General features: G+C 37.9%; 13 protein-coding genes. 6 read left to right on the top strand and 7 right to left on the bottom strand.

Annotated features, from left to right (window positions below; translation table 11 throughout):
• The first annotated feature begins 15 nt into the window (after positions 1 to 15).
• Positions 16 to 750, top strand: a complete 735-nt coding sequence (locus HX109_RS02210; RefSeq protein WP_178949587.1) for a class I SAM-dependent methyltransferase — start codon at positions 16 to 18, stop codon at positions 748 to 750.
• Positions 751 to 792: 42 nt separating this feature from the next.
• On the opposite strand, the gene HX109_RS02205 is transcribed toward HX109_RS02210, so the two are convergent.
• Positions 793 to 2,070, bottom strand: coding sequence for a M20 family metallopeptidase (locus tag HX109_RS02205; protein WP_178949586.1), 1,278 nt, complete (start codon positions 2,068 to 2,070; stop codon positions 793 to 795).
• 119 nt (positions 2,071 to 2,189) lie between these two features.
• Positions 2,190 to 3,395 (bottom strand): MFS transporter, encoded by a 1,206-nt coding sequence (locus HX109_RS02200; protein ID WP_178949585.1) that lies wholly within the window; start codon positions 3,393 to 3,395, stop codon positions 2,190 to 2,192.
• A 234-nt stretch (positions 3,396 to 3,629) separates the two neighbouring features.
• Between HX109_RS02200 and HX109_RS02195 the strand changes: the two genes are divergently transcribed.
• Positions 3,630 to 4,295 carry a DUF1684 domain-containing protein gene (locus HX109_RS02195; RefSeq protein WP_178949584.1) on the top strand — a complete coding sequence of 222 codons (666 nt, stop codon included), beginning with the start codon at positions 3,630 to 3,632 and terminating at the stop codon, positions 4,293 to 4,295.
• Position 4,296: 1 nt separating this feature from the next.
• Here the strand turns inward: HX109_RS02195 and lnt are convergent, their stop codons facing one another.
• The 5 genes from lnt to HX109_RS02170 all read right to left on the bottom strand — a co-directional run bounded on the left by lnt (position 4,297) and on the right by HX109_RS02170 (position 12,196).
• Positions 4,297 to 5,886: an apolipoprotein N-acyltransferase gene (gene lnt / locus HX109_RS02190; protein ID WP_178949583.1), complete on the bottom strand. Its 1,590-nt coding sequence runs from the start codon at positions 5,884 to 5,886 to the stop codon at positions 4,297 to 4,299.
• Between the two features lie 225 nt (positions 5,887 to 6,111).
• The gene (locus HX109_RS02185; protein ID WP_178949582.1) at positions 6,112 to 7,266 is read right to left on the bottom strand and encodes an alpha-hydroxy acid oxidase; all 1,155 of its coding nucleotides are present in this window, start codon (positions 7,264 to 7,266) and stop codon (positions 6,112 to 6,114) included.
• 7 nt (positions 7,267 to 7,273) lie between these two features.
• Complete coding sequence (locus HX109_RS02180) at positions 7,274 to 8,647, bottom strand: FGGY-family carbohydrate kinase (RefSeq protein WP_178949581.1); 1,374 nt, start codon at positions 8,645 to 8,647, stop codon at positions 7,274 to 7,276.
• A gap of 9 nt (positions 8,648 to 8,656) precedes the next feature.
• The gene (locus HX109_RS02175) at positions 8,657 to 9,937 is read right to left on the bottom strand and encodes a sugar isomerase (protein ID WP_178949580.1); all 1,281 of its coding nucleotides are present in this window, start codon (positions 9,935 to 9,937) and stop codon (positions 8,657 to 8,659) included.
• Positions 9,938 to 10,090: 153 nt separating this feature from the next.
• Positions 10,091 to 12,196, bottom strand: coding sequence for a bifunctional aldolase/short-chain dehydrogenase (locus HX109_RS02170; RefSeq protein WP_178949579.1), 2,106 nt, complete (start codon positions 12,194 to 12,196; stop codon positions 10,091 to 10,093).
• A 194-nt stretch (positions 12,197 to 12,390) separates the two neighbouring features.
• Here HX109_RS02170 and HX109_RS02165 point away from each other — a divergent pair, with 194 nt between their 5' ends.
• The 4 genes from HX109_RS02165 to HX109_RS02150 all read left to right on the top strand — a co-directional run bounded on the left by HX109_RS02165 (position 12,391) and on the right by HX109_RS02150 (position 17,012).
• The gene (locus HX109_RS02165; protein WP_178949578.1) at positions 12,391 to 13,431 is read left to right on the top strand and encodes a GntR family transcriptional regulator; all 1,041 of its coding nucleotides are present in this window, start codon (positions 12,391 to 12,393) and stop codon (positions 13,429 to 13,431) included.
• A 230-nt stretch (positions 13,432 to 13,661) separates the two neighbouring features.
• Positions 13,662 to 14,063, top strand: a complete 402-nt coding sequence (locus tag HX109_RS02160; RefSeq protein WP_178949577.1) for a VOC family protein — start codon at positions 13,662 to 13,664, stop codon at positions 14,061 to 14,063.
• A gap of 226 nt (positions 14,064 to 14,289) precedes the next feature.
• Positions 14,290 to 15,951, top strand: a complete 1,662-nt coding sequence (locus HX109_RS02155; protein WP_178949576.1) for a sodium:solute symporter — start codon at positions 14,290 to 14,292, stop codon at positions 15,949 to 15,951.
• A 95-nt stretch (positions 15,952 to 16,046) separates the two neighbouring features.
• Positions 16,047 to 17,012, top strand: coding sequence for a sugar phosphate isomerase/epimerase family protein (locus HX109_RS02150; protein WP_178949575.1), 966 nt, complete (start codon positions 16,047 to 16,049; stop codon positions 17,010 to 17,012).
• Positions 17,013 to 17,028 lie beyond the last annotated feature (16 nt).

Raw genomic sequence — 17,028 nt, 5'->3', positions numbered from 1 at the left:
TAAAACGCCAAAGGGATGAAACCAATTATAGATAATTTTTCTTCGGAAGCTGAAAACTATGCCAAATACAGACCAGTGTTCCCAAAAAAATTTATAGAAGATATCTGTAAGAAAGTGCATTATAAAAAAGTGGCGTTGGATGTAGGAACCGGAAACGGACAAATAGCAACTATTTTAAAAGATACCTTTCATAAGGTTCAAGCTATAGATATAAGTAAAGAGCAGTTGGAAAACGCACAACCGGCAAACAATATAACATATCAATTATCCAGGGCAGAAAGCACTCCTTTTTTTAATGATTATTTCGATTTGATTACAGTGGGTCAAGCGTTTCACTGGTTCGATTTTGATGCTTTTTTTGATGAAGCAAAGCGTATTTTAAAACCTGGAGGTGTTCTAGCGATATTTGGCTACGGATTGCACAAAGGAGATAGTGAATTCAATGAAAAACTGTTGAACTTCTATGAAAACGTAATCGGGGATTATTGGGATAAAGAGCGAATTTACATCGAGCACGAATACCAGAACATGGAATTTCCTTTTAAGGAAGAAAAATTAATCAATGAATTTTCTATAAAAGTTAAGTGGACCCCAAAGCAATTGGAAGGATATTTAAAAAGTTGGTCGGCCGTAAAGAAATACAAGGAAAAAAACGGAAATAATCCGGTGGATGCATTTTTAAATCAACTTCCCGACAAAGAAGTGTATGCGTTAGAATTCCCTATTTTTTATAGGTTGGGGCGGGTTTAATAATGCTTTCGTGAAAAACATTTTTTATTTGATTAACCTGTACTAAAGGCGATCTAAAAGGAAAGACGAAAATAGTTCCACCCCTGTTTGGATGCATGCTTCGTCTACCATAAAATTTGGGGCGTGTGGGTTGGCAATAATTCCTTTTTCAAAATTGGAGCCACCCAAAAAGAAATAAACACCTGGAATTTCATCTTGAAAATAGGAAAAATCATCTCCCACATTCCCTGGAATAACTCCGTATAAAGGAATAATTTTAGATTTACCATAAGCCTTGCTTATACTTTCAATTGCTTTGGCGGTTAAGGCTTCATCGTTCACAACCGTTCCTTTTTTATTCGTGTATATAACCTGCTCTAGTGTATTGGCAAACTTAGATTTCTTAATGGTCAATTTCAGATCGCTAAGCAGGGAATCAAGTTGTTTTTTGTTACTTGAATTCACATAAACACTTATTTTTAGATTTTCCGGGTTTTCTTCAACCTTAAAGTCAGATGCCAAGGTTAAATAATCGGTAAAAATTGTTTGTGCACTGGCTATCCCAACTTCAGGGTCCCCCAAGCTATTGTAGTCGCTAAACCTCGCGTCAGCTGGAATTCTAACATGGTTTTTAACCAATTTTTTAGTAAACTCGGTGATTTCATCTAGATCCTTAGTCGTTTTGTAAATTACGTCTAATCTATTGGTGAAAGAATATGGGTTTTGTGCTTTTACAGCGGTATATCCCTGAGGAAATGCGGTAACGTGAAGTGCGTAGATTTCATCAGGATCTATTATTTCCATAATACCATCACTCAACATTTCTTGTGCTCCTTGATAGTTTTCTTCGGATGGCTGAAAAATAAAATACATCGTTCCTGCCCAGTCTTCTTTCAACGAGGATAAAACATTGGCAATGCCCAATCCGATGGTTGTGTGCACATCATGCCCGCAAATGTGCCTTATTCCCTTGTTTTCAGATTTAAATTCTACAGGATCTGGTGCGGTTGAGGACAGGGCATCCATATCGGCCCGCCAAGCTATTTTTTTTCCTCCATCCCTACCTTGCAAAACGCCCACCACACCATATCCACCGATGTTTTTGTGTACTTCCAGTCCTAAGGCTTCCAAATAAGCCGCTACTTTTTCTGAAGTTCTTTTCTCATTGCCGGCCAATTCTGGATACTTGTGCAAATCCCTACGAATTTTTATCAGACTGTCGTTAATGGTTGCCGTTTTCTCTTCTATTTGAGTTGTTGAAATGGAGGAGGCAATTTCATTCTGAGAAAATATGGATTGTAAAAAAATTAAAAATGCTACAAATAAGGTCTTTTTTATCATTTTTGGTGGTTGCTTAAAACGTCGGTTGTTTAATTAAAAGTTCTAAATTAACGTTTTAACCTACTGAAAACAAATAAAATACATTTATTCAAGAATTTTCTTAAGTCAGTTTTCTAGATCTAATTACCGGGAATGGAAATCCTACGTTTTAAATACGCGAGTAATAAACAGCCAACAATTCCTAATGCCACCATAAAATACCAAGTAAACTCAAATCCGAATACATCTATTAAATGAAAACCCGAATTATGCCCCAAAATATGGGAAAAAGAAAATGCAATGCTATATAGTGCCAGATATTCGCCTTGATTCCCCCTTTTGGCTCTATTTAATGCAAAGGCATTGGAGAATGGAAAAACCAACATTTCACCAAAGCTCATTAAAACCATTCCAACCAAAAGAATGCCAATCCATGAGTATAAATTTAGTACCAAAAAGCTAAGCAGTGTTAATGTTAAACCAAATATCACGCTAGAAAGGGAAGTCCATGACTTTTTTTCAAAATATTGCACCAAAGGCATTTCAAATGTAAACACCAACAATCCATTAAGCGCCAATAGCAAACCGATTTCATCTTCTGTTAATGCGAAAATCTCTTTGTAAAATAAGGGTATCGTGGAGAAATACTGCATAAATATAAATCCGAAAATAATCATGGCAACAAAAAATATCCAATACGAAAAATCGGAATAAGCAGATGTAGGCGAATCATTTTTCACCTCATCCAAAACTCTTGCCTTTTTAGGATTGAGTACTTTTAAAAGTAAAAATCCTGCAAGTAGGCAGGTAATACCATCTACCCAAAAAAGACCTCCGTAGCTTAAATTGGTAATTATGAGTCCGCCAATGGCCGGACCTGCAGAAAATCCCAAGTTAATGGCCAGTCTTATTAGGGATACCGATCGTGTTTTGTTTTCGGGCTTGCTGTAGGCACTTAAGGCAACAAAAACCGCTGGCCGGAACATATCTGCTACCAGCATGACGAAAAATATCCCAAGGCAAACACCCCAAAAGGAATTTAAGAATTGCAAAAGCACAAAAAATAGGGCAGAGGCGAGGAGACTAAACGCCATAATTTTGTGGTAGCCTATTTTATCCGTTAGTTTTCCCCCAATCCACGAACCAATCACAGAACCGAGGCCGAAAAAACTCATGATCCAGCCTACATCTGCCAAGGTGAAATTTAAGGATTGGGTTAAGTAAAGCGATAAAAATGGAATTACCATAGTGCCCGCGCGATTAATTAAGGAAATTAATGCGAGCCACCACACTTCTGTGGAAAGACCTTGAAAAGATGAAATGTATCCAAAATACAATTTTTTCATTTGGATTTTTTTATGGGTTGATTTAAAAGAAAAAGCCCGACGTTTTTGGCGTCGGGCTTCTATAAACTATAATTGTAACTCTTTACAACATACAAAAGCACCAACTGCGTAACAGTGATTTCACACAAGACTTTGTATATGTGGTAAATAGATTCATCGTTTTTATTTATACAAACAAAGCTACTTAAAAATTCCGGAAGTTGTATTTTTGTGCTGATAAAAAATCTTCAAAAAATGGGAAAAGTATTATTTTTAAGTTTTTGCTGCACCGCCATACTGCTTTCCTGTAACGACGGAAAGAAATATCATAGTAGTGAAAAGGTAGCTGAAGTAAAAACCCAAGAAGGAACAACTCCAGAAAACAAAGTTGTTTCCGTTAAAGAATTTCAGCAAAAAATAAATGAAGAATTTAGCAACCCAGAAGAATCCCCTTTAACAAAAGAAGATTTTATAGGGTTTGAAAGTTTGGACTTTTTCCCTATAGACACCAATTATAGCGTAAAAGCTAAACTAGAGCGTACCCCTAATGCGCAACCTTTTTTAATGCCCACAACTACTGATAGGAAGTCCCAAGAAGTTGTTTTTGGAATTCTTCACTTTAAACTGGGGGAAAAAGATTTTCAACTAAACGTATATCAAAATCAGCAATTAAAAGAAACGGAAGATTATAGCGACTACCTTTTTCTTCCCTTTACAGATAAAACCAATGGCAAGGAAACCTATGGTGGCGGCAGGTACATCGACTTAAGAATTCCGAAGGGAGATTCTCTAACCTTAGATTTCAACAAGGCTTACAATCCTTATTGTGCTTACAACAAAGAATATTCTTGCCCTATAGTGCCCAAAGAAAACCATTTGGATTATAATATTACCGCAGGGGTGAAAAAGTTTAAAAAGTAAGTTAACTCCCTTTTTTTCTGGCTATAGCGTAGAGTAAGATCATCCCAGCAAAAAGAACCGCTATTCTAGCAATAAAATCGCCGTATTTTACATAAAATGTCTTTTTGTTGTTAATGGTAATAGCGCCAGATAATGTTCCTTTTTCATTGTATGCCAACGTTTTTGTAAGCTCACCTTTTTCATTTATAAAGGCTGAAATCCCTGTATTGGCGCTTCTTGCCACACTTTTTCTCGTTTCAATGGCACGTAGGCGAGCGTAGCTTAAATGTTGTTTGTGTCCTTGAGTATTATCCCACCAAGCGTCGTTGGTAATTATGGCTAAAAAATTTGCGCCCTTCTCTACATACCCGGTTACAAATTCCCCATAAATAGATTCGTAACAAATGATGGGTGCTGCTTTTAAAGAGCCATCAGAAGAGGTAAAGACCGAACGCTCTTTTTGCGTGGCTCTCATGGCAACGGTACCACCAAGATCGAGCATAACATCGCCAAGTAAGGGTTCTAAAAAACTTTTAAAAGGAAAATTTTCCACACCTACCACCAATTTGGATTTTATATATTTTTCCGTCACGCTATTTTTATTAACCTGAACGGCTGCATTGTAAAAATCGAACCAACCGTTAGGCCCATAATAATTTGCAGTGGCACTCGGCTGTTTTTGTTCTGTATAGTGCCGGTAAAAATCGACTCCCGTTATAAATTGCATGTTTGGATAATCCCTTACGAATTTTTGAAGCATCATTTTTTCGCTACTGTCATCAAAACGATCGATAGGAGATCCTTTGGCCAAGGCAGTTTCTGGTGCGATAACGTAGTTCGTTTTGGTGGAAATCACCGGTTTTGCCATAGCAATTAAATTTTGCGTCATTTGAAGGTTAGAGATGTCATATTTCTGGGAATACGGATCGATATTAGGTTGCAGCAAGGTAACTTCTGCGGTTTTAGAAGACTCTTCGTAATTATATAGTAAAAATAGCGATAGAATAATGGGGATGGCAATAAGCAATACATTTTTGGCTATTCCTTTGGTAAGGATTGTTCTATTTTTCTCTTGTTTGTAATGAGAAACGGTTTTGAATACCCCAATATTAATAATCCATATCCATAGAGCACCACCAAAAACACCTGTATACTCATACCATTGTATCCAAGTGGTGTATTCTGAAAAGACATTTCCTAAGTTTAACCAAGGCCATGAGAAATCCCAATTTAAATGAAACTTTTCGAAGGCCATCCAGATGGCTGGGAGAAATATAAGATGAATTTTTGCAGGCAGTCTTTTTGCCACAAAATGATAGAGGGAAAATACAATCGTCATTAACAATGAGTTAACGGCCAATGCGAAAAACATTCCAAAGGGGGTGGAATACCAAATCCACCAAGTAGTAATGCTGTTCCATATAATAAAGGTAATATAAGCCGTAAAAAACACTTTCGCTCCCTTTCTTTTTAATTGAGATTCACGAATGCTTTTTTCTGCCAATAACAAAGGCACAAAACCAATAAAAGCAAGAAGTGGAACCCCGTAAGTTGGCCACGCCAAGGCAAGTAACAACCCAGAAAGTATAGCGAGTAAAATAGATTTTTTCATCTGTTTTTTTTCTATTTTTTTAATTGATCAGACCTGTTTTGACGGCAGGCAGATGGAATTTGCCATTACACATTACGGTTAGTGCTAACTCGATTGTTATGGCTCATTTCACGAATAAATTTTAATACCGTAAATATCTAAATAAAATTTTATAGTAGCGAGTCATCTTTTATGAGAGGCCGCTAACTATAAATAATGCATAAAAATGATCCTTAAGAAGAATTTTTAGGAAGGAACAATCAAATGTTTTGGAAGGTCTTCAATAGTTTCACAGCACAATTGATCCATCACTTGTTTCAGCTGAATTTTAAGCATGGAAATGGTGTGGTCGCCACCCTTGTTTCCCAAGGCGGCAGCCCCGTACATAAAAGAGCGGCCCATAAACGTAAATTTAGCTCCACTGGCCATAGCACGTGCGATGTCTGGCCCCGAACGGAGTCCGCTATCGATCATTACCTCAATCTGGTCTCCGTATTTCTCGGCAATGGTAGTGAGTGGTTTTATGGTAGATTCCCCAGCATCCAGTTGCCTTCCGCCGTGGTTGGAAACTATAATGCCATCAAAACCAAGTCTTATGGCTTCTTGGGCATCGGCTTCCGAAGCTACCCCTTTCAATACCAACTTTCCTTTCCATTGATCCCGAATTGGCTTGATGCGTTCTTCATTCAGCCTACCGGAAAAAGTTTGATCCATAAACTTCCCCAATTGTTTTAGGTTGAGCCCTTCTGGCATATATGGCTTTAAATTTTCGAAATTGGGTTGCCCGTGCTTAAGGGTATTGAAAGCCCAAGTTGGTTTCCCCAAGATCTGGAGTATGTTGTTAATGGACATTTTTGGAGGTAATGCCAGCCCGTTTCTAAAATCGCGCGGGCGATAGCCAAATGTAGGGACATCACATAACAAGACCAATACAGGGCAGCCAGCATCTCCAGCCCTTTTAATAATATCTTTTCGGATATGGTCTTCTACGGGATTGTACAACTGAAACCATGCATTTCCTTCGGTAAGCTCGCTTGCTTTTTCGATATCCATCGTGGTAACCGTACTTAATATAAATGGGATATTATGCTGAAACGCGGCTTTCGCCAATATGACAGGGGAATTTGGCCACATAAGTCCCTGCAGTCCTACCGGGGCTATTCCAAATGGAGCGTCGTATTCTTTCCCGAATAGCGTTGTTTTAATGGAAGCATCCTTGTAATTTTTTAAATAACGGGGCTCTAATTGCACCTCCCTAAGTTCGCTGGTGTTGCGGTGCAAATTAATATCTTCATTGCAGCCACCATCCAAATACTCAAACGCAAAACGCGGCATTCTTTTTTTGGCTTTCGTCCTAAGATCGTCGACGGATGGATACTGTTGATTAAATGTGAGTGCCATGGAATAGTTATTTTACGATAAGAGGAACGTGTTTTTTTAAGGAATAATTCTTTTTTAAGAATTTAGAGTTCAATTTGGTGTCCGAAATACTTATAGCAGCTCCCAAAGCCGAACCGAGAGATGCGTTGGTTGTTCTCAATTCCATATTTCTTAAATAATGTGACAGCAGTTTTATGTACACATCATTGTCACTAAACCCGCCGTCCACATACAATTTATAGATGGCATCTTTACCTTTCGCGGTTTCGATACTTTTAACCTGTAGCATTACCAGTTCGATCATAAGGTGGTGATAGGCATGCTCAAAAGTTTCGTAAGGAAGTGTTTTGTTTTCAACCAATAGATCGTTTGCTATACTTTCCCATGTAAAAAGATTCTCAAAATCTTTAGTAATCTCATAATAGGTATCTTCATTGAATTGTACCGCTTTATGGTAATCTTCCGCTACCTGGTAATATTCCGATAGTTTTTTTACCTGAATTTTATATTCATTCCCTAAGAACAAACGAGATGCTTTAACAGCCTTCCCGTTGATGCGCATGTAATTTATACAGTTATCTGCGACTTCTTCTGTGGAGAGCTCACTAGTGGTAAACGGATTTAAAGCGATGCTCCATGTTCCCGTTGAAACAAGAATAAAAGGTTCTTGCAAACTCCTTGCATAAGGAAGTAGTGCTGAAGAACTATCGTGAATGCCAACTCCAATTTTAATGCGTTTCCCATTGTAATTCATATTGATACTGGTTTCCGTGGAAACTATGGGCGGAAGGATTTTATGTATTTCTTCTTTGTAGACCCAAGTATGGTAATCTTTTTTACTATAATCCCAAAGTGCGGTATGGCAACCAATACTGGTATACTCACTAAGTGGAATCCCCGTAAAGATATAGCTTAAATACTGAGGTAAATGTAAAGAGTATTTAATTTTTCCAAATATTTCTGGTTTAGTATGTTTTAGCCAATACAGTTGGATTCCTGAATTTAAGAGGCCTTCTTTGGAAGATCCGGTCGCCCTCGTAAATTCAAGTTCTGGCCCATATTTTTTATAAAAGGAAGTTATGACCTCCTCTGAAATAGGTTTTGTATAATTGTAAAGTGGGGTAAGGGCATTTCCGTTTTCATCCAGATGAACAAAACTGGCACCGTAGGATGAGAAATTTATGGCCTTAACATCAAACTCTTCAGCCTCCAAGATTCTATGAAAAAGGGTTTTTAACCAATTTTGAAGCACTTCCAGGTTTTCTGTAGGATGGCCGTCCTCATCTTCAATAGCATCAAAGGCAACATATTCCCGATACACCTCTTGGAAGTCTTCATCAAAAAGAAAAAATTTCTTGTTGGTCTTTCCTATATCAAAAACAGCCGTGACTTTCTTTTTCATATAAACTTTTTATAATCCTGTAGCTACTGTATTTGTTCCTCTTTCTTCAATCAATTGTTTTCTTACGCCAAGCAATCGGTATTGCTGCAATGGGTTAATGGCTCCATCTCGTTGCAACCTTGCCTCCCGAACCAGCGGCCTTACATCTGTTAAATAGGCTTCTTGAAGTATTTCTTGACATTTGGTAACATCATGCTCCTGTTGTGCTTCCCTCAATTCTTTTTGGTCGATCAATAAGGCTTTGGCATAAGCTATTTGTATAGCTTCGAGCGACTGGATAAGGTCTTCCAATGGGTCTTTTAAGTTATGGCTGGCATCGATCATCCAAGAAAGTGCTGGGTTCTGAGGGTTGTTTTCCATTCCGTAGACCAATTCATTAAAAATCAAGAACAGAGCATACGGTTTAATGGAGCCTACAGTAATATCATCATCCCCATATTTGCTATCGTTAAAATGAAACCCACCAAGTTTTCCTTTCAGCATAAGCGTAGAAACGATTTGTTCGATGTTGGTGTTTGGTAAATGGTGTCCCAAATCCACCAACGTAAATGCCTTTTCACCGCATTCGTTGGCCAGCATAAAAGAGGTGCCCCAATCTTGGATTACCGTGCTGTAAAAATAAGGTTCGTAAGGTTTGTATTCGATAAAAACCTTCCAATCGTCCGGGAGGTTTTTATAAATTTCCTTTAAACTATCCTGTGTATGCGTCAATGCCATTTGGAAATTAGCCTGGCCTGGGAAAGAGCTGCCGTCTGCCAACCATACCGTGATGCTTTTAGAACCTAGTTTATCCCCAATATTTATTACATCGATATTATGAGCAATGGCTTGGTCGCGAACCGCTTTACTGGTATTGCTTAGGGAACCAAATTTATAAGATTCCTTACCGTTTTTCTGATCCTGAAAAGTGTTCGAGTTTACGGCATCAAATTTAATATCCAAACTAGAGGCTAGTTCTTTAATGGCGGAGTAATCGGTCGGGATGTCCCATGGGATGTGCAGCGATACCGCGCCTGCAGTTTGAGTAAGCGCATGTATTACCCCGATATCTTCTAATTTCTGTTCTAAAGATGAAGGCTCTCCATGATAAGAAAACCTCCCAAATCTCGTACCTCCAGCCCCTAATGCCCAACTTGGGATCGCAACTTGAAAATCGGCTAAACTTTGAATGATTTTCTGAATGTTTTTTCCTTTGTTAATTAATACCTCTGTGAGGTTTTTGTATTGAGATTGGTGTGCGTTAAGATCTTCTTTGTTGTTATGACTCAGTTGGTCTGGGTTAATTCTCATAAGTAATTGTATGTTTTGTTCTTTTAAGTGTTTTAAACACAAGAAATAAGTTTTCGATATTTAAAATGAATGATTGAAAGTACTAAATTTTTAAATGTCCGTGGGCATGAAGAAAACCCATGGAACATCTAAAGCTAACTAACAACTATACATTTATCTAACAAATGCATTTGCCATTCCACCGTCTACATTGATGATGTTTCCGGTAGATTTATCCAAGATGGCAACCAATGAAAATACACCATTGGCAATATCTGCTGGATAAATTATTTCATTTAATAAGTTTCTTTTTGCGTAGTGTGCAGGGAGGTCTTCCACTTTTATGCCATAAGCCTTTGCTCGGCCTTCTGCCCAAGCACCTTCCCATATTTTGCTACCTACAATTACGCCATCTGGATTAACAGTGTTTACCCTTATTTTGGCTTCTCCAAGTTCGGCTGCCAATAGGCGCGTCATGTGTTGTTGGGCCGCTTTGGCCGTTCCATAACCTACGTTATTAGGCCCTGAAACGAGTCCGTTTTTACTAGCAATATTTACAATATCACCGCCTAATCCTTGGTTTTTAAGGATTGCAACACCATGCTGAGCCATTAAAAATTGACCTTTAACTAAAATATCCTGTAGCAAGTCCCAATCTTTTTGGGTGGTATCTTCCAAAGATTTGGAGATGGCCAATCCTGCCGAGTGTACAATGATATCGATACCCCCAAAAGCCAAACAAGCTTCTTTATAGGCTGCAATAATCGATTCTTCTTTTGTTACATCGCAAATGGCTGTTGCCACTTGATCTTTTTTATATGTTTTTTCGGCTTCTTCAAGCGAATCTTCACTGATATCCGTCAATACTACATTGGCACCTTCAGCCACCAATTTATCGGCAATGGCTTTTCCTATTCCTCCTCCGGCACCAGTTACAATGGCTACTTTTCGGGAAAGTGGTTGCTCGGCTGGCATTCTTTGCAGTTTTGCTTCTTCCAACAACCAATATTCAATATCGAATGCTTCCTGTCTTGGTAAAGAAGTATACTCTGAAATAGCTTCCGCACCACGCATAACATTTATAGCGTTTACGTAAAACTCACTTGCTACACGGGTGGTTTGCTTATTTTTGGCAAAAGAGAACATTCCTACGCCTGGGTAAATAATAATTACCGGATTGGCATCCCGCATAGCCGGACTGTTATCATGCTTGCAATTATTGTAGTACTCGGCGTATTCTTGTCTATATTGTTCGAAAGCGGGTTCTAGTTTATGCAGAACCGAAATGGTGTCGGTTAGATCTTCATTTCTATCCAAATCCAATACCAACGGTTGTATCTTGGTACGCAAGAAGTGATCTGGGCACGAAGTTCCCATTGGTGCCAAGCGCGATAGGTCGTTGCTGTTTATAAACTCCAAAACAGTATCGCTATCGGTAAAATGCCCAATCATGTTTTTTTCTGAAGAGCAAAGGCCTCTAAGGAGTGGCATGAGCTGAGCTGCTTTTTGCTTTCGCTCCCCGGCCGGAAGGCTTTCTACTTTCTGCCCTCCAAAAACGCTTCCGTTTTCTTTGATTTTGTTTTCAATATATTCCGAAGCTGTTTCAATAACTTCCAAACTGTTCATATAACACTCATAGGAAGTATCTCCCCACGTGAATAAACCATGGCTACCCAGCACGATCCCTCGAATCCCCGGATTTTCTTTTAAGCATTTCTCCAATTGAAGTCCGAGATCAAAACCAGGGCGTTGCCAAGGTACCCACCCCATGGTGTCACCCCAAATTTCCTTGGTTATTTTTTCACTGTCTTTTGCTGCAGCCACTGCTATAAGTGAATCTGGGTGCAAGTGGTCTATGTGTTTAAACGGCAATAATCCATGAAGGGGTGTATCTATGGAAGGTGCTTTACTATCAAGATCGTAAATACAATGGTTAAAAAGGCCCACCATACGGTCTTCATCTTCCAGACCGCCGTAAACATTTTTGAGGTCTCTCAATCTATTGGTGTACAGCCCGGCAATTCCTGCACGAGTTAAGGTGCCTATGTCTCCACCAGAACCCTTTACCCACATAACTTCTACATCTTCATTGGTGAGTGGGTCTTTTTCAATGGTTTTACAACTGGTATTTCCACCACCATAATTGGTAATGCGTAAATCGGCGCCTAAAATGTTAGAACGGTACAGAAATAATGCTACTTGATCATCTCCCAAGCTTGCAGCTTTTTCTTCATCCCATAAGTAGTCTACATGTTTAAATTTTTTAGCCAAGGTGTTCATATTTATTCTTTGGTTATACAAATTATCTTCAGCTAAACTAATTTATATTGAAATGCTATCTGTCCTGTACTGTACCGTTATCTATAAAAAAGGTGTGAAATATTAGATTTTAATTATTCAATATAGTATAATTGTAAAGCTATTAGACATAGGCTGTAAATAGACTTAACTCCTTCAAACAAACAATTTTTAAGATGCTTGAATATATTAGGATCGACGAGAGCTCAAGAAAACCTAAATACAAACAAATTGTAGATTCTATTATTCATAATATTTCCATTGGAAACCTTAAAATGGATGATAAAATTCCATCTATTAATCAATTTAGCGAGGAGTTTTATCTTTCCAGGGACACGGTAGAAAAAGCGTATAGCATTTTAAAGGAGCGCAAAATTATTTCATCCATCCGAGGAAAGGGATATTACATTACCAGAACGCAGCTTATTTCTAAAATTAATATCCTATTTTTAATAAATAAATTGAGTTCCTATAAAATGAGGATCTATAACTCTTTTATAGATGCTATCGGCGGGAATTCCCATACAGATCTTCATATTTACCATTGCGATGAAACACTTTTTCTAAATTTAATGGAAAAGAACCTAGGTGCTTACGATTATTATGTAATCATGCCCCATTTTAAAAATGAAGATTTGCACCATGTTAGTTTCAGTGATAAAATAATTAAAGCCATCCATAAAATTCCGAAGGAAAAGTTATTGATTTTGGATAATAATAAAATGGATTTAGATGAAGGGATTGTAGAAATTTTCCAAGATTTTGAAGCCGATATTTACGGTGCTTTAAAAGATGGTCTTGCTAGCATTAAAAAGTATAAAAAACTATTTTTGGTATATCCAGAAAAGTCTGTTTATCCCTATCCTAAGAGGATTTTACATGGTTTTCGTAAATTTTGTGTGGAGTTCGACCTGCAATTTGATATTATCGATGAGGTTTACGAAGATATGATTCTTAAAGAGGGCGATTTATTTATTACCATTGAAGAGGCAGATTTAGTGAGTTTGATAAAACAAATTCGCGAAAGGGATTTTACTTTGGGAGAAAGTATTGGGGTTATTTCTTATAACGATACACCGCTTAAGGAGTTGTTGGGGATAACTGTAATTTCCACTGATTTTCAAAAAATGGGGGAAACAGCTGCTCAAATGATCTTGAATAAAGAAAAAGGCAAAGTGAAAAATCCATTTAACTTCATTGAGCGGCAATCACTTTAGCTAAAATTTATTGCTGAATTATCTTTTCTAAAAACCAATTTTACATTTACAAGCAAAAGAAAGCTTTGTCGGTTTTTTACTGAAGAAAGTTCTTGTAGCGACCTTGAATCATAAATTCAACAAAAGTAAATGTTAATATAATGCTTATTGACGAATTTTTAACACGATATTCCGTTCGTTTTGATGATATTAAATTAATAGAAAATCAACATTAATTAAAAATTATCATTATGAAAATCCAAGCATATTTAGCATTTAAAAATCAATGTGAAGAAGCCCTTAATTTCTACAAAGGAATATTTGGTGGAGAAGTGGTTAACAAGCAAACGTATGAAGATAAAAACATGGATATTCCAGAAAGTTATAGGCACAATTTGCAACATGCCGAACTTAAAGGGAAAGGCTTTCACTTTATGGCTTACGATGCATCTCCAGATACCCCAATAACTTCGGGATCTAATATGTATATGAGTATCGATGCAACTTCTAAAGAGGAAGCTGAAGATATCTTTAAAAAGTTAAGCGGTGGAGGAAGCGTTCACCAACCATTTGAAAAGTCCAGTTGGGGCGATTATTTTGGTAGATGCACCGATAAATATAATATACAGTGGATGGTAAATGCCAAGGAGTAATTTACAACTTTCTAAATCTTAATTAAAGTAAAAAAAATCAGCTTTCGGGCTGATTTTTTTATGGGTTAAATTTACAATTTTATGAAACGAAGACCGCATTAATACCGATTTCCATAATTTTTTTTGAATTATTTATGCTATTTCTAAAATTTTAAAGTAAAATTGCATAAACCTATTAATAGTCTAAATGACTATATTTTAATTTTCAAAACCTAACCAAAATTATATGAAATCAGTTTTAGAAACGGCAGATTGGATTGTTTTAGGAGTGTATTTATTGGCACTAATTGCAGTTGCTATTTGGGTAGTTTTACAAAAAAATAAAAATACAGAAGATTACTTTTTGGCGGGCCGTAATGTAGGCTGGTTTGTTATTGGAGCCTCTATTTTTGCATCCAACATTGGTTCAGAACATGTGGTCGGCCTTGCGGGTACCGGAGCAGAATCTGGAATGCCAATGGCACATTACGAACTCCATGCATGGATAGTTCTATTGCTGGGATGGCTTTTTCTCCCTTTCTATATTCGTAGTGGCGCATTTACCATGCCCGAATTTTTGGAAAAAAGATTCGATAGCCGTTCGCGTTGGTTTTTGTCCATCTTTTCATTGGTCGGTTATGTAATTACCAAAGTGTCGGTAACAATTTATGCAGGGGGTATTGTGGTTTCTGAATTGTTAGGGATTCCATTTTGGTATGGTGCGATTGGGATTGTGCTTTTCACGGGCCTGTATACCATTGTTGGTGGTATGAAAGCTGTAATCTATACGGAAACCTTACAAACGGTTATCTTAATCTTAGGGTCTGTTATTATTACGTTTCTCGGATTGGAGGCGGTCGGCGGTTGGAGCCAATTACAAGAAACCGTTCGTGCTACAAGCCCAGAACATTTTAATATGTGGCGCCCTATGACCGATCCCGATTTTCCTTGGACGGGACTATTATTTGGCGGTACCGTGGTGGGAATTTGGTATTGGTGTACCGATCAATACATAGTACAAAGAACATTGGCAGCCAATAATATAACTGTTGGGAGAAGGGGAGCTATTTTTGGGGCTTATTTAAAAATATTACCCATCTTTATTTTCCTTATCCCTGGGATTATAGCTTATGCTTTAGATCAACAAGGTGTTATTCAATTGGGTAGGGCAGACGAAGCTTTTCCTACATTGGTAAAAGCGCTATTGCCCGTTGGTCTAAAAGGTTTGGTAGCTGGCGGACTCATGGCAGCTTTGATGAGTTCTTTGGCCTCCGTTTTTAATTCTTGCTCTACCATATTTACTATTGATATTTATAAAAAGTTACGTCCGCAGGAAACCGAGAAAAAACTTTTGAATATTGGTAGAATAGCAACCGCTATTGTAGTTGTATTGGGTATTATTTGGATTCCCATCATGGAAAAAATAGGAGGCGGTGTAATGTATCAATATTTGCAAAGTGTTCAATCGTACATAGCACCTCCCATTACCGCGGTATTTGTGTTGGGGATACTTTGGAAAAGGGTCAATTCTAAAGCTGCTATAGTAACCTTGTTTTCTGGTTTGGTGGTTGCGGCATTGCGAATTGGCGCAGAGTTACACTACACGGGGGAAATTGGCCATTACAAAGCTACGGGAGAACATATTGGAAGTGGATTGGCATATCAGTTTGCAGCGATAAATTTCGCCAATATGGCCATATTTATGTGTTTGTTTTCAGTAATTATTTGTGTGGCTGTAAGTTTGGCTACTCAAGCGCCTAACTACGCCAAAATTCAAGGATTGGCTTTTGGTACACTTTCCGAAGAAGAAAAACAGCTTAGCAAAGATAGTTTTAATTGGATCGATGTAGTGCTTTCGGTTCTTTTGGTGGCCGTAGTAATCGCTATTTTAACCTATTTTACAGGCTAACTAATCGGAACTATTTTAAAGGCCTTTTTTTGGGTCGTTTTCCAAAATACCATACTTTTATTGAATATACTTAACTGACTAAACTTATTTTAAGAATGAAACGTAGACAATTTGTAAACGCTACCGCAAAATCTAGCTTGGCACTTACCTTTTTAGGGACATTGGCCTGCAAAGAACAAGCAAAAAAGGAAAATACAGAAGTAACAGCCATAGATGTGGAAGAAGAAGCATCCCTGTTTTTTAAAATTTCTTTAGCCCAATGGTCATTGCACAAGGCATTACAATCTGGAGAGATGGATAATTTAGACTTTGCAGCGAAGGCTAAGTCTTTAGGTTGCGAAGGGTTGGAATATGTAAATCAGTTTTTTGGCGACAAGGCTAAAGACACTTCATATCTTAGTGAAATGAACGATAGGGCGCAATCGGAAGGGGTGCAAAATGTGCTTATTATGATCGATAGGGAGGGGCAATTGGCAGATGCTGATGTTAAGAAAAGAATGGAAGCTATAGAAAACCACTATAAATGGGTGGAAGCCGCCAAATTCTTAGGTTGCCATGCCATTCGAGTTAACTTGGGAGGTGGAGAAAATATGGAAGATGCTGCCAAAGCAGGGATAGACTCCCTAACCAAACTTTCTGAATTTGCTTCGCAAGAAAACATAAATGTAATTGTTGAAAACCACGGAGGATTTTCATCCAATGGATCTTGGTTGGCCGGGGTTATGGAAAAGGTAGAAATGGAGAACTGCGGAACTCTTCCCGATTTCGGTAATTTCTGTATAGAAAGAGGGGAAAACCATAGCTGTTTAGAAGAATACGATCGCTACAAGGGTGTTAAGGAAATGCTTCCGTATGCCAAAGCTATAAGTGCCAAATCCCACGATTTTGACGCCCAAGGAAACGAAACCCATACCGATTACCTAAAAATGATGCAAATGGTTAAAGATAGCGGGTACAAAGGTTTTGTAGGGATCGAGTACGAAGGATCTGAGGTTTCGGAAGAAAAAGGAATCGCTTTAACAAGGGATCTGTTGCTGAAGGTTGGGAAACAACTTAGTTAAACCTTTCTTGGGAATA

The organism is Galbibacter sp. BG1 (assembly GCF_013391805.1).
Lineage (GTDB): Bacteria > Bacteroidota > Bacteroidia > Flavobacteriales > Flavobacteriaceae > Galbibacter.
The sequence above is the reverse complement of the archived record's forward strand: the minus strand, read 5'-3'. Positions and strand labels throughout refer to the sequence as shown.

Coding starts and splice junctions, on each gene's coding strand:
- HX109_RS02210 (WP_178949587.1), top strand. CDS start 16: ATGAAACCAATTATAGATAATTTTTCTTCGGAAGCTGAAAACTATGCC.
- HX109_RS02205 (WP_178949586.1), bottom strand. CDS start 2,070: ATGATAAAAAAGACCTTATTTGTAGCATTTTTAATTTTTTTACAATCC.
- HX109_RS02200 (WP_178949585.1), bottom strand. CDS start 3,395: ATGAAAAAATTGTATTTTGGATACATTTCATCTTTTCAAGGTCTTTCC.
- HX109_RS02195 (WP_178949584.1), top strand. CDS start 3,630: ATGGGAAAAGTATTATTTTTAAGTTTTTGCTGCACCGCCATACTGCTT.
- lnt (WP_178949583.1), bottom strand. CDS start 5,886: ATGAAAAAATCTATTTTACTCGCTATACTTTCTGGGTTGTTACTTGCC.
- HX109_RS02185 (WP_178949582.1), bottom strand. CDS start 7,266: ATGGCACTCACATTTAATCAACAGTATCCATCCGTCGACGATCTTAGG.
- HX109_RS02180 (WP_178949581.1), bottom strand. CDS start 8,647: ATGAAAAAGAAAGTCACGGCTGTTTTTGATATAGGAAAGACCAACAAG.
- HX109_RS02175 (WP_178949580.1), bottom strand. CDS start 9,937: ATGAGAATTAACCCAGACCAACTGAGTCATAACAACAAAGAAGATCTT.
- HX109_RS02170 (WP_178949579.1), bottom strand. CDS start 12,196: ATGAACACCTTGGCTAAAAAATTTAAACATGTAGACTACTTATGGGAT.
- HX109_RS02165 (WP_178949578.1), top strand. CDS start 12,391: ATGCTTGAATATATTAGGATCGACGAGAGCTCAAGAAAACCTAAATAC.
- HX109_RS02160 (WP_178949577.1), top strand. CDS start 13,662: ATGAAAATCCAAGCATATTTAGCATTTAAAAATCAATGTGAAGAAGCC.
- HX109_RS02155 (WP_178949576.1), top strand. CDS start 14,290: ATGAAATCAGTTTTAGAAACGGCAGATTGGATTGTTTTAGGAGTGTAT.
- HX109_RS02150 (WP_178949575.1), top strand. CDS start 16,047: ATGAAACGTAGACAATTTGTAAACGCTACCGCAAAATCTAGCTTGGCA.